Genomic DNA, 13,511 nt, shown 5'->3' on the forward strand with positions numbered 1-13,511 from the left:
TCCTTAAGGGTTACCGGTTGGAAAGACCAGCAGGTTGCCTTCCAGCGTGACGTCACCCTGCATTTCAATCGAGAAGATGTCAGTCTGCCGGAAACCGGGATCGGTTGGACGGGCAGTGCTGCTGCCAGCCAACTTGAACTGGACGTCGTTGTAACGCACCACATTGGGCAGCCCCAGCTCCACCACTTCCCGGTTGAACAGCTGACCATCCCCGGCAAAGCCGTCGTTGATTTCACGAACCTTGAGGGTCAGGCCCTCGAAAGCGAAGCTACCGCGGATGTCATCCAACACAAACCAGCCGCCGTCCTCTTTCAGCCGGTAAGCAACGCGGGCGCCACATTTCTTACCCACTTCCTCACAGCCACCGAAGTAGCCATTACGAATCGGACCGCCGAGTTCGTTGATGCTGACATCCCCCGACAGGTAGATGCCTCCCTGCCCGGACACATCCGACAAAGCGCCATCGTCGAGCCTGGCCAACTCGGCAGAGCCAAGCTGGGGCGCCAGGGCCAGCCCCAACGCCAGCGGTATTGAGCGTGCGTACTTGAGAGTCCGTCCAGTCATGGCGCCAGATCCTTGGTTTGGATTTTAAGGTGCTGGATCAACATACCTTCAACTCTTGCAGAGCCGAAATCCCGGTTACCGACAGAGAAGTTACCGATTGTGAGATTGCTGCGGTATTCCGGATTGGTGTAGTAGTCGTTATAGAAGTCCCAGGTCGCCGGGTCGCTGCTTGAACGCAGACCGTCCGCGCCAATGGTTCCCGGGGCAGGTTTCTGGATCGCCTGTATTTCAGCTACAAAATTGCCGCTGCCATCCACGTCCAGAAACATCGGTTGGAACTCGTTCCCCAAAGCCAGTTCCAGGGCAAAATCTGACATTCGGATGCGGGAGCCACAGTTGGTACCGTCCTGTTCACACGCGTTGATCGACAGCTCCGGGGTGTAGAAATTGAGTTTAAACTGGCCCACCAGCTGGCGCCGGTCATTATCGCCCCACAACCTCAGGTAGCTGCCATCGATCACCGCACTTTGTGCGTGGATATTAAGGTTCGAAGACTGATTCGACCCCACGGTCACATTCATCTGTAAACCGATATCCGGGCGTTCGCCAACAAAGGTCGCAGTGGAAGGGCGGCTTGAGCATACGCCACTGCCAGCGCCGCCCCCACCCATGCAGTTATAGCCTTCCGTCGCGGCGACCTTGGTTGGAGCTGCAATGCTGAGTACAGCCTTGTCCTGAACTCCAATGTCGTTGCCATCAACCACATCAATGGTGAAGGGGTTGACCAAACGCCCGAGATTAACGGAGCCGAGGGTCTGGCCGTAATTACTGCCCGACCCTGAGATATAGAGTTTGTTGACAACAATTTCGACGTCTTCGCCTTGGGAACTCTTAATTCCACCAATCTTAAAGACGCGGCCATTCTGAACGTCGGTACCGTGGGCGAATTTGAAATCCTCCAGTACCAGACCAATCCCGGCACCATCAATCTCCGAGAGCTCTGTCTCTGTCAGCCCCTGAAGCTCTGCCTTCGCGGCCGGCCCAGCTGCGACGCACAAGGCAATGATCCCGGCTTTCAGGAAAGGAGACTGGTGTAAGGTAGTAGTGGTCTCGCCGTGACGATGCATAGCTTTCCCCTAAAAGAGTCCACGACCGCGGTCGATGTATTCACTGCGATAACGCTGGGTTCCGTGTAGTGCTTCGCTAAGATTCACTTCTGTGGCGCCGTTGGGAATGTTGAAGAAGGCGCCAGCGGTGGCACGAACGAAGTCCTCTGGCGTTGGGTTTCCCTTGGCCACATCGGAAAGCCAGGCAAGATCCTTGGTTTGGAAAGAGATGAACGCGCCATCAACGGGCCCTGTTACGTGGCGCTCACCATCAATTTCTCCCAGCTCGCCTACCGCGAAGCTGTTGTACATATCCAACTCAAAACAGGAGTCAATGCCAAGAACCCTGCAATCTTTTGCGTACACATAGATATCACCGGCCCCACAGCTCAAAAACGAACAATCGGGAACAACGATTTCAGAGCTCGAACCGCGGGCCAAAAGGTTCTTTAGCGACCAACGAGTAAACCCACTGGCATTTTCCAGTACAAAGCGCTCCCCATCGGGGATACCGATGTGCTCCGCACGAATAGGGTCCAACGAGCCGATGTCAGGGTGCCCCTCTTCGCCGTAGACCAATTGAGCTTTGGTCTCCAACGGGCTTTCGCCTTCAAGCAGCGGTGTCAGCAACACGATAAGCTGATCAAAGAAATTGCCATCAGAGTCTGCATCCCTTAATCCTTCGCCTCGATCCAGAATGTTTACATTCACATTACCGGTCAGAGACTGGATGCGACCAGAAAGAACGCCCATGGACTCTCCAAAACCAAGTCGAAACCCGACGACCTCATCAGAGGTCTCATCATAGGCAAACTCAAGAAATGGGTTCTGGATTCTGAAAGGGACAATCTCACCCTCTCCATAGCGCGAGCCATCGGGCTTACGTTGCCGAGGCGCCTTGGGGTTATCATCGAAGTAGGCCTGATTGTTGATATAGCCCAGAGCAAAATCCTCGATCAGCACATCTGAACTGCCGGCCTTTTCGCCATCCCGCTCATAGCGGCCCAATTCCAGGACATCAACGTTGGTCTGAATATCGATATCCATACCAAGGTTAACCCTGGTATAGGCCACATTTTCCTGAGGATCGGGATGGTACTGACGGTCGATCGATACGAACGCCTGCCCGGTCACTTCCGACATAGCCTCGTCCGAGATGGCCTGAAGCTCCGCGGATGCCAACAGAGGCATGCTGGCCAGCAGACAGCCGCAGAATGCGATTGGCTTGTTCATCTTTGCCTCACCTGGCCACGCCACCGGCGTGGTTATTGTCATTGTCGTTTGGCAGTGAGTGTCTCTGGTCGACTGGTTTACTATTGTTTTTGCCCAGTTCTTGACCAGATTTTATGGGCATTATGCGCCCAAGGCTGTGCGCGTCGTCATAGATCAGGCAATTTATGACAGTCTTTTACATTGCCCGACCAAAAGTGACAAAGGTTTGTCACTTGGGGCCAGGCAATACCTCAGGTTTCTGCGGGCAAGCAGGGAGGAGCATATCGGACCTCGCCTTTCCTCGTCGGAAGAATCAACCCGGAGACCGGTCAGCACATCTTCGCGAAGGCTTTCGGAGGCTATCGCCAACTGGATGCATCCGATCCGACGGCATCCTGCGACGACAACTTTTCAGCGCTGCCCTGGTTGTTCGCCTCCCTAGAAAAGGCCCCGGCCTCGATCGATGTACTCGGTCCGATAGCGATCGATCCCGCCCAATGCCTCACCGAGACTGAACTCCACGGCCCCTGAAGGAATGTTGAAGAATCCTCCGGTTCCTGTACGGATAAAATCATCCACGGTCGGATTGGATTTAGAGACATCTTTCAGCCATTCAAGCTGCTGGGTCTGAAATGACAGGAACAGCCCGGATTCCGGAGCAACAACGCGACGCTCTCCATTCACTTCCTCAATCTGACCAATGGCCAGGCTTTCAAAGTTAGTCAGTGGGAAGCAGGCCTCAATACCTATCACCTTGCAGTCAGAAGCGATGATGTGAACTTGATCACCAATGATTTCAATCTCTGAACTCGCGCCGCCACCGATCGCGCCAAGTGCAAGTCGAATCAAAAACGGCACATCTTCAACAATGAAGCGTTCACCATTGGGCACACCTGCATGTGTCGCACGCACCGGATCGAGTTCGCCAATCTGGGGATGATCTGGCCCATAAACCAACTTTGCCTTGCTTCGCAGTGCATTCTGACGAAGGATAATGGGCCCCAATAATTTGATAACTTGGTCGACCCAATTTCCGTTTGAATCAGCGTCATCCAGATCCGCGCCAGTAGCCTGGATGTTGACATTCACGTCACCGGTCAGGTTTTGAATATTTCCGGAAAGAATTCCCTGTGCCTCACCGAAGCCAAGACGCACGCCGACGACTTCGTCGGTTCCCTCGTCGAAAGCGAACTCAAAGAATGGGTTGCTGATTGAGAATGGAACAATCTCGCCCTCGCTATAGGCAGAGCCATCCGCCTTACGCTGTCGAGGTGCGTCAGGGTTTCTGTCGAAGTAGGCCTGGTTGTTGATATAGCCCAGCGCGAAGTCGTTTATCAGCACATCGGACGTGCCCGCCTCCTCTCCATTGCGCTCATAGCGACCTAGCTCCAGCACATCCGCCTCTAGCTGGACGTCGAGATCCAGTCCCAGATTCACACGGGTATAAGCGACGTTCTTCTGGGCATCGGGGTGATACTGACGATCGATAGACACAAACGCCTGTCCGGTGACTTCCGACATGGCCTCATCCGAAATGGCCTGGAGTTGCGCTGATGCCAACAGGGGCATCCCGGCCAGCAGGCCGCCAAAAAGTGAAATTGATCGGTTCATCGTTCCCTCGCCTGTCCACGCCTTCGGCATAGCTATTGTCTTTGTCGTTTGGCAATGAGCGTCTCTGGTCGACCGGCCTGGTATTGTTATTTTTTTCTCTGTTGGTCAGCGTGTTCGGGCAATGGGAGCCCAAACAATACGCGCTGCCCGGATCAGGTGATTTGTGACAGCTTCCTCACATTGCCTGAGACACCGTCACAACGCCGTGTCAACTCGGGCCATACAAGGTTTCAGTTTGTTGCCGTTAGAGGAGAGAGTGGGGCCGTTCAGGCCAATGCAAGATCAGAGAGAACCCGTTGGCATTTCTGAAAAATAGTGTCTGTTAGGCTCGATGGGGCAAGTGGACTGATAACGATAAGGATATAACCCGATGAAACGAATAACCCTCGGTACCCTGATGCTTTGCCCGGCGTTGTTGAGTGCCCAACCCACAGAGTTTCCGCCGATGTCATCGATGCTGTCTTCCCCCAACTCTGCCCACGCGACAGCTGGCAGCATTCCAGGCGCACTGTGTCCCTACGTAATGGTTGACGGCGGCGCAATTCAATACAACCAACCATTCGATGTTTTTGCTTATATTGAAGGGGTATTAACTACCGGTGTATTGGCTCCAGCAACCGAAGGCATTTATGGAAGTATTGCCGTGCCACTTAGCGCATTGAGCCCTCCAGACCCAAGTAGTACGGGCCCAATTCCTCTAAACGGAGCTGAAATCATCGCATTTGAAGCAACGATCACTGGCTTTAACGACATGCCGAATAATTTAAGCCTAACTCCTTGGATAAATTTCAGTGCCAGAAAGGTCGCTGGCAGTGGAGATAATGCTATTGAAGAGATCGTAGCCCAATACTCTATTCTTATAGCCCGCTTGGCAGAGGAACCAACAGCCACGATAGCCGTTGGCGCAAGCTTTAGAAACTACCTCGACAAAACCCGAGGGAGTTTCTTGGATGACTCCCTTAGTGGAATCACAGGGAATAGTGTAACGGTCGGGCTGTACTATAATCAGATTACTCGTAGAGTTGGCGTAGTCACTGATGCTTTTGGGGATTATGGCTACATTCCACCAACGAATGAGGGAGATTTGACAAACATTCACCCTCTGCAAGAAATCGATACGACAACTGGCATGTTCTTTTCTTTTACAAATGTCTTTGGTCCCGGTAGTCAATCAGATGCAATGTTAACAATTGACCACAAAACCAATGCCGGCGACTTCACTCTAGCTTACCCGAGCGGTACGGTGGATATCTGTGGCAATGAAATATAGACGCCGATTATGCCAAGAAACTGACGTGTAAACCTGTCAGCATCATTCTCTACGAACCGGAATGCCCTCAGTCAGGCAGAGATTGAGGGCTTTTTCTTTGGCGCTAAGTAAATAAGGCCGAAGACTCAATTGCTTCGCTCCCAGCGTTTAAGGGTTATGGCCAAGGCCGCATTGACCTTGATGGCGTTATATCGATGGATTTTTTTCAGGCAATAAAAAAACCCCAACATCGAAGATGCTGGGGTTTTCGGTATTAAGAGCCTGACGATGACCTACTCTCGCATGGGCAAGTGCCACACTACCATCGGCGCAGGTCTGTTTCACTTCTGAGTTCGGGATGGGATCAGGTGGTTCCAGACCGCTATGGTCGTCAGACAAAAAGGTTGATCACTGGGAAGGATGAGAAAGCGAGATATTGATTTCAGGTTATCCGCAATTGTCTTGGGTGTTATATAGTCAAGCCGCACGAGCAATTAGTACTGGTTAGCTCAACGCCTCGCAGCGCTTACACATCCAGCCTATCAACGTCCTGGTCTTGAACGGCTCTTTAGGAGGCTCGAGGCCTCGGGGAGATCTCATCTTGGAAGGGGCTTCCCGCTTAGATGCTTTCAGCGGTTATCCTGTCCGAACATAGCTACCGGGCAATGCTTCTGGCGAAACAACCCGAACACCAGAGGTTCGTCCACTCCGGTCCTCTCGTACTAGGAGCAGCTTTCCTCAAATCTCCAACGTCCACGGCAGATAGGGACCGAACTGTCTCACGACGTTCTAAACCCAGCTCGCGTACCACTTTAAATGGCGAACAGCCATACCCTTGGGACCGGCTTCAGCCCCAGGATGTGATGAGCCGACATCGAGGTGCCAAACACCGCCGTCGATGTGAACTCTTGGGCGGTATCAGCCTGTTATCCCCGGAGTACCTTTTATCCGTTGAGCGATGGCCCTTCCATACAGAACCACCGGATCACTATGACCTGCTTTCGCACCTGCTCGACGTGTCTGTCTCGCAGTTAAGCGGGCTTGTGCCATTACACTAACCGCATGATGTCCGACCATGCTTAGCCCACCTTTGTGCTCCTCCGTTACGCTTTGGGAGGAGACCGCCCCAGTCAAACTACCCACCACACAGTGTCCTCATCCCCGATAAGGGGACCAAGTTAGAACCTCAAACATGCCAGGCTGGTATTTCAAGGTTGGCTCCACCAGAACTGGCGTCCTGGTTTCAAAGCCTCCCAGCTATCCTACACAAGCATGCTCAAAGTTCACTGTGAAGCTATAGTAAAGGTTCACGGGGTCTTTCCGTCTAGCCGCGGATACACCGCATCTTCACGGCGATTTCAATTTCACTGAGTCTCGGGTAGAGACAGCGCCCCCATCGTTACGCCATTCGTGCAGGTCGGAACTTACCCGACAAGGAATTTCGCTACCTTAGGACCGTTATAGTTACGGCCGCCGTTTACCGGGGCTTCGATCAAGAGCTTCGCACGAGTGCTAACCCCATCAATTAACCTTCCGGCACCGGGCAGGCGTCACACCCTATACGTCCACTTTCGTGTTTGCAGAGTGCTGTGTTTTTAATAAACAGTCGCAGGGGCCTGGTATCTTCGACTGGCTTCTGCTCCACCCGCAGGGGTTTCACATACAACCAGCGTGCCTTCTCCCGAAGTTACGGCACCATTTTGCCTAGTTCCTTTACCCGAGTTCTCTCAAGCGCCTTGGTATTCTCTACCTGACCACCTGTGTCGGTTTGGGGTACGGTCTCGAATCACCTGAAGCTTAGAAGATTTTCCTGGAAGCATGGCATCAATGACTTCATTCCCTAGGGAACTCGTCGTCGCATCTCGGAATTGAGGACCCGGATTTGCCTAAGTCCTCTTCCTACTTGCTTAAACCGGGACAACCGTCGCCCGGCTCACCTAGCCTTCTCCGTCTCTCCATCGCAGTGATCCAAGGTACGGGAATATTAACCCGTTTCCCATCGACTACACCTTTCGGTCTCGCCTTAGGGGCCGACTCACCCTGCGCCGATTAGCGTTGCGCAGGAACCCTTGGTCTTCCGGCGTGGGGGTTTTTCACCCCCATTGTCGTTACTCATGTCAGCATTCGCACTTCTGATACCTCCAGCATGCTTCTCAACACACCTTCGCAGGCTTACAGAACGCTCCCCTACCCCGCATACAAAGTATGCAGCCGCAGCTTCGGTGACCAGTTTGAGCCCCGTTACATCTTCCGCGCAGGCCGACTCGACTAGTGAGCTATTACGCTTTCTTTAAAGGGTGGCTGCTTCTAAGCCAACCTCCTAGCTGTCTGAGCCTTCCCACATCGTTTCCCACTTAACTGGTACTTGGGGACCTTAGCTGGCGGTCTGGGTTGTTTCCCTCTTCACGACGGACGTTAGCACCCGCCGTGTGTCTCCCGGATAGTACTCACTGGTATTCGGAGTTTGCATGGGGTTGGTAAGTCGGGATGACCCCCTAGCCCAAACAGTGCTCTACCCCCAGTGGTATTCGTCCGAGGCGCTACCTAAATAGCTTTCGGGGAGAACCAGCTATCTCCGGGCTTGATTAGCCTTTCACTCCGATCCACAAGTCATCCCCTGGCTTTTCAACGACAGTGGGTTCGGTCCTCCAGTGCCTGTTACGGCACCTTCAACCTGCTCATGGATAGATCGCCCGGTTTCGGGTCTAATCCCAGCAACTATACGCCCTATTAAGACTCGGTTTCCCTACGGCTCCCCTAGACGGTTAACCTTGCTACTGAAATTAAGTCGCTGACCCATTATACAAAAGGTACGCCGTCACAGAACAAGTCTGCTCCGACTGCTTGTACGCATACGGTTTCAGGGTCTATTTCACTCCCCTCACAGGGGTTCTTTTCGCCTTTCCCTCACGGTACTGGTTCACTATCGGTCAGTCAGGAGTATTTAGCCTTGGAGGATGGTCCCCCCATGTTCAGACAGGATATCACGTGTCCCGTCCTACTCGATTTCACTGAACTCAGGTTTCGGATACGGGGCTATCACCCACTATGGCGGCTCTTTCCAGGGCCTTCTCCTACCAGTCGTCCAGCTTAAGGGCTGGTCCCCGTTCGCTCGCCGCTACTTAGGGAATCTCGGTTGATTTCTTTTCCTCGGGGTACTTAGATGTTTCAGTTCCCCCGGTTCGCCTCTTACACCTATGGATTCAGTGTAAGATACCGACCCGAAAGTCGGTGGGTTTCCCCATTCAGAGATGTCCGGATCACAGCTCGTTTGCCAGCTCCCCGAACCTTATCGCAGGCTTCCACGTCTTTCATCGCCTCTGACTGCCAAGGCATCCACCGTATGCGCTTAGTTGCTTGACTATATAACCCCAAGACAACTGTGTTCGTGCTATCGATCTGTTGGCGGACCAGCAGAGGACAGAACGAGACAGTTTCCTTGAAGCGATAGAACAACCACTTCAACGACAACACCGGATAACGCTTGAAATCGCTATCACTTTGAGCGTATTGATCCTGGAGATAAATTGGATCAATACGTCTCGATATTGCTTTCTCATCCGAATTGTTAAAGAGCAATTCTGACCCAGTGATCAGAAAGAAGGATTTCATCAAAGTGAAACACTTGTTTCTGCACACTGACACAAGTCAGTAGGTTATGGTGGAGCTAGGCAGGATCGAACTGCCGACCTCCTGCGTGCAAGGCAGGCGCTCTCCCAGCTGAGCTATAGCCCCATATCGAACCACACACCAAGCGGACTTCGATAATGCTGACGCCGCACTCGGAAAATCGTTCAGATCTAGGCGCTTTAAAGCGTAGCGTGCGAGTAGCACGTGAGCTTTGAAGCAACGACGAGCTGAGCGATTTTGGTGGGTCTGGGTGGACTTGAACCACCGACCTCACCCTTATCAGGGGTGCGCTCTAACCACCTGAGCTACAGACCCAATTATCACTAAATCTTGTGCCACCTGAGCTGCGTTGCAGTCTTCGTTCGCTCGGTCACGTACTTCAGTACGCTCCCTCACTCTCTCAGCCTGCGCCTTGTCAGCTGTCACAACCTTTAGCGCTAATTCTCTGCTTCCCACTTACTTTTCAGCAAGCGATCACAGGGAACGGGTCTGAAAGACCCTATTGCTCTCTTCGCAAGTTAACCAAGTAATTCGTGTGGACTCTGACCGAGGCTTCGGTTTCGTTTAAGGAGGTGATCCAGCCGCAGGTTCCCCTACGGCTACCTTGTTACGACTTCACCCCAGTCATGAACCACACCGTGGTGATCGTCCTCCCGAAGGTTAGACTAACCACTTCTGGTGCAATCCACTCCCATGGTGTGACGGGCGGTGTGTACAAGGCCCGGGAACGTATTCACCGCGACATTCTGATTCGCGATTACTAGCGATTCCGACTTCACGGAGTCGAGTTGCAGACTCCGATCCGGACTACGATGCGTTTTGTGAGATTAGCTCCCCCTCGCGGGTTTGCAGCCCTCTGTACGCACCATTGTAGCACGTGTGTAGCCCTGGCCGTAAGGGCCATGATGACCTGACGTCATCCCCACCTTCCTCCGGTTTGTCACCGGCAGTCTCCCTAGAGTTCTCAGCCGAACTGCTAGCAACTAGGGATAGGGGTTGCGCTCGTTACGGGACTTAACCCAACATCTCACGACACGAGCTGACGACGGCCATGCAGCACCTGTCACTGCGTTCCCGAAGGCACCAATCTATCTCTAGAAAGTTCGCAGGATGTCAAGGCCAGGTAAGGTTCTTCGCGTTGCGTCGAATTAAACCACATGCTCCACCGCTTGTGCGGGCCCCCGTCAATTCATTTGAGTTTTAACCTTGCGGCCGTACTCCCCAGGCGGTCTACTTAGTGCGTTAGCTGCGCCACTAAGACTTCAAGAGTCCCAACGGCTAGTAGACATCGTTTACGGCGTGGACTACCAGGGTATCTAATCCTGTTTGCTCCCCACGCTTTCGCACCTCAGTGTCAGTGTTGGTCCAGGTAGCCGCCTTCGCCACTGGTGTTCCTTCCTATATCTACGCATTTCACCGCTACACAGGAAATTCCACTACCCTCTACCACACTCTAGCTTGCCAGTTCGAAATGCCGTTCCCAGGTTAAGCCCGGGGCTTTCACATCTCGCTTAACAAACCACCTACGCGCGCTTTACGCCCAGTAATTCCGATTAACGCTTGCACCCTCCGTATTACCGCGGCTGCTGGCACGGAGTTAGCCGGTGCTTCTTCTGCGAGTGATGTCTTTCCTAGCGGGTATTAACCGCTAGGCGTTCTTCCTCGCTGAAAGTGCTTTACAACCCGAAAGCCTTCTTCACACACGCGGCATGGCTGGATCAGGGTTGCCCCCATTGTCCAATATTCCCCACTGCTGCCTCCCGTAGGAGTTCGGGCCGTGTCTCAGTCCCGATGTGGCTGATCATCCTCTCAGACCAGCTACGGATCGTCGCCTTGGTAGGCTCTTACCCCACCAACTAGCTAATCCGACTTAGGCTCATCTAATAGCGCAAGGTCCGAAGATCCCCTGCTTTCTCCCGTAGGACGTATGCGGTATTAATCCGGGTTTCCCCGGGCTATCCCCCACTACTAGGCAGATTCCTAAGCATTACTCACCCGTCCGCCGCTCGTCAGCGGGTAGCAAGCTACCCCTGTTACCGCTCGACTTGCATGTGTTAAGCCTGCCGCCAGCGTTCAATCTGAGCCATGATCAAACTCTTCAGTTTAAATCAAGCAGATGCCGAAGCATCTAATTTTTGCTCAAGACAAAACTCAAATTCATCACCCTCAAAGAGGGTTCTGACAGGTCACTGTCTCGATATTTCGTATCCGAAATACCTCAGCCAGCGCCCACACGAATTACTTAGTTAACTTTTTAAAGAGCGTTGGGCCGTTGCCCGATCAAGGCCGCGTATTCTACAGTGAACCGCGAGCTTGTCAACCGTTTATTTTCAGTGGCTTTCGAAGCTTTTCGAAACCGCCGAAACCTCCCGGCTACCTCATCAAGGTGGCGCGCATTTTACAGCGTTGAACCACCTTGTCAACCGCTTATTTGAAGATCTCTCAAAACCGAAAACTTCAAAAAAACCAAACGGTTGCCTTTCGATTCCGAGCCCGCCTGACCGGCTTGCCCCTCGAAAGAGATGCGCATTCTACAGACTTCTCGGTGGCCGTCAACAAGGTTTTTGAAGAAATCTCAAAAACCTTGTTTTCCGTTCAGTCCTTGACCAGAACCCGGGCAATCTTCTTCTTGCCTGCCTGGATCACGCAGTCCTCGCCCAGCACAAAGTCCTTGCCGCCTTCCAATTGCTCGCCATTAATGTACACCGCGCCACGCCCCAACACATCGCGGGCCGCCGCACCGTTCTTGACCAGTCCCGCCAGACGCAGAACCGCCGCCACCGGCAGAGCGTCCTGGCCGTCCAGGGATACTTCGACCGTCGGGACGTTCTCCGGAATCTCACCCAGGGCAACCCGGTTGCCTGCGGACTTGTGCGCCGTCGCCGCTGCCTCTTCATCATGGAAGCGGGTAATGATCTCTTCCGCCAGTATCTTCTTGTAGTCCTGAGGATTAGCACCTGCGGCGACCGCTTCGCGGTACTCCGCCACTTCTTCCATCGGGCGGAAACTCAGCAGCTCAAAGTAGCGCCACAGCAGCTGATCGGGAATGGACAGCAGCTTGGTGTACATTTCACCCGGGGAGTCGTTGACACCGATGTAGTTGCCCAGCGACTTCGACATTTTCTGAACCCCATCCAAACCTTCCAGGATGGGCATGGTCAGGATCACCTGGGCCGGCTGATGGTGTGCTTTCTGCAGCACCCGCCCCATCAGCAGGTTGAACTTCTGGTCGGTACCACCGAGCTCAACATCCGCTTCCAGCGCCACTGAGTCGTAACCCTGAATCAACGGGTAGAGGAATTCGTGAATCGCGATGGACTGCTCAGCCTCGTAACGCTTGCTGAAATCATCACGCTCCAGCATCCGGGCGACGGTGTACTGACCCGCCAGCCGAATCATGTCCGCCGCCGTCAGCTTGCTCATCCACTCGGAGTTGAACGCTACCCGGGTTTTCTCCGGGTCGAGAATTTTGAACACCTGCTCTTTATAGGTAATGGCATTGGCCGCCACCTGCTCTTCCGTCAGCGGCGGACGGGTCGCGCTCTTGCCACTGGGATCACCGATCATGCCGGTGAAGTCACCAATCAGGAAGATCACTTCATGCCCCAGGTCCTGGAACTGCCGCAGCTTGTTGATCAGCACCGTGTGCCCCAGGTGCAGATCCGGCGCAGTGGGATCAAACCCGGCCTTGATGCGCAAAGGCCGCCCTTCTTTAAGCTTAGTGATCAGCTCCTCTTCCGGGAGCAGTTCGTCCACGCCTCGTTTAATGAGAGCCAGCGCGTCGTCGATCGATGCCATGAACAGATATCCCCAACACAAAAAATGGAAATGGAAGGTTACAGAGTTCAACAAAACAAAGCTGCGGCTTACCGCGACCCTTGCTACAGTGCCACCTGAACAAAGTTTAACCAGCCGTCCAAGCACCTATCATCTGGACGGTCGCCAAATAAAAGCGGCCATTATAGCAACGGGGGAGAGGAAAATCCGCGCCCGACACCCGGCGGAGGCCAGGCCTGACGCTATCCGGGACGGTTTTTCTACGGTAATCTGTTGAACTATACTTGCGTGAAAACTTTAATTAGGTAGTACAAGCTGATGTTCTCACTGCCCAATCCACCAGCCTATTGCTAACTCCGACTGATCGGGTCCGCTCTATTCCGATCCACAGTAGGCTGCTGAATTGCGCATTTATCTCATCA

6 protein-coding genes, 2 tRNA genes and 3 rRNA genes are annotated in these 13,511 nt (G+C 53.4%); 1 reads left to right on the plus strand and 10 read right to left on the minus strand.

Features of this window, described 5'->3' with window-relative positions:
• Positions 1-3: 3 nt before the first annotated feature.
• The 4 genes from J2887_RS18200 to J2887_RS18215 all read right to left on the minus strand — a co-directional run bounded on the left by J2887_RS18200 (position 4) and on the right by J2887_RS18215 (position 4,433).
• Positions 4-564, minus strand: coding sequence for a DUF6160 family protein (locus tag J2887_RS18200; protein ID WP_227172548.1), 561 nt, complete (start codon positions 562-564; stop codon positions 4-6).
• Positions 561-1,631: a hypothetical protein gene (locus tag J2887_RS18205; RefSeq protein ID WP_227172549.1), complete on the minus strand. Its 1,071-nt coding sequence runs from the start codon at positions 1,629-1,631 to the stop codon at positions 561-563. Before J2887_RS18205 ends, J2887_RS18200 begins: the two co-directional genes overlap by 4 nt.
• 9 nt (positions 1,632-1,640) lie before the next feature.
• Positions 1,641-2,843, minus strand: coding sequence for a DUF6160 family protein (locus tag J2887_RS18210; protein ID WP_227172550.1), 1,203 nt, complete (start codon positions 2,841-2,843; stop codon positions 1,641-1,643).
• Between the two features lie 417 nt (positions 2,844-3,260).
• Positions 3,261-4,433: a DUF6160 family protein gene (locus J2887_RS18215; RefSeq protein WP_227172551.1), complete on the minus strand. Its 1,173-nt coding sequence runs from the start codon at positions 4,431-4,433 to the stop codon at positions 3,261-3,263.
• A 370-nt stretch (positions 4,434-4,803) separates the two neighbouring features.
• Here J2887_RS18215 and J2887_RS18220 point away from each other — a divergent pair, with 370 nt between their 5' ends.
• Complete coding sequence (locus tag J2887_RS18220) at positions 4,804-5,703, plus strand: hypothetical protein (RefSeq protein WP_227172552.1); 900 nt, start codon at positions 4,804-4,806, stop codon at positions 5,701-5,703.
• A 259-nt stretch (positions 5,704-5,962) separates the two neighbouring features.
• Here the strand turns inward: J2887_RS18220 and rrf are convergent.
• The 6 genes from rrf to tyrS form a co-directional block, all read right to left on the minus strand.
• Positions 5,963-6,078: ribosomal RNA gene (rrf, locus tag J2887_RS18225) — 5S ribosomal RNA — on the minus strand.
• 77 nt (positions 6,079-6,155) lie between these two features.
• Positions 6,156-9,045, minus strand: a 23S ribosomal RNA gene (locus tag J2887_RS18230).
• A 296-nt stretch (positions 9,046-9,341) separates the two neighbouring features.
• A tRNA-Ala gene (locus tag J2887_RS18235) sits at positions 9,342-9,417 on the minus strand.
• A 133-nt stretch (positions 9,418-9,550) separates the two neighbouring features.
• Positions 9,551-9,627, minus strand: a tRNA-Ile gene (locus J2887_RS18240).
• Positions 9,628-9,877: 250 nt separating this feature from the next.
• Positions 9,878-11,417: ribosomal RNA gene (locus J2887_RS18245) — 16S ribosomal RNA — on the minus strand.
• Together the 16S, 23S and 5S rRNA genes with 2 tRNA genes alongside form the textbook arrangement of a ribosomal RNA operon.
• A 490-nt stretch (positions 11,418-11,907) precedes the next feature.
• Complete coding sequence (gene tyrS, locus J2887_RS18250; RefSeq protein WP_227172553.1) at positions 11,908-13,110, minus strand: tyrosine--tRNA ligase; 1,203 nt, start codon at positions 13,108-13,110, stop codon at positions 11,908-11,910.
• Between the last annotated feature and the right edge of the window lie 401 nt (positions 13,111-13,511).

This window comes from Marinobacter sp. CA1 (assembly GCF_020546665.1).
GTDB lineage: Bacteria > Pseudomonadota > Gammaproteobacteria > Pseudomonadales > Oleiphilaceae > Marinobacter > Marinobacter xestospongiae.

Coding starts and splice junctions, on each gene's coding strand:
- J2887_RS18200 (WP_227172548.1), bottom strand. CDS start 564: ATGACTGGACGGACTCTCAAGTACGCACGCTCAATACCGCTGGCGTTG.
- J2887_RS18205 (WP_227172549.1), bottom strand. CDS start 1,631: ATGCATCGTCACGGCGAGACCACTACTACCTTACACCAGTCTCCTTTC.
- J2887_RS18210 (WP_227172550.1), bottom strand. CDS start 2,843: ATGAACAAGCCAATCGCATTCTGCGGCTGTCTGCTGGCCAGCATGCCT.
- J2887_RS18215 (WP_227172551.1), bottom strand. CDS start 4,433: ATGAACCGATCAATTTCACTTTTTGGCGGCCTGCTGGCCGGGATGCCC.
- J2887_RS18220 (WP_227172552.1), top strand. CDS start 4,804: ATGAAACGAATAACCCTCGGTACCCTGATGCTTTGCCCGGCGTTGTTG.
- tyrS (WP_227172553.1), bottom strand. CDS start 13,110: ATGGCATCGATCGACGACGCGCTGGCTCTCATTAAACGAGGCGTGGAC.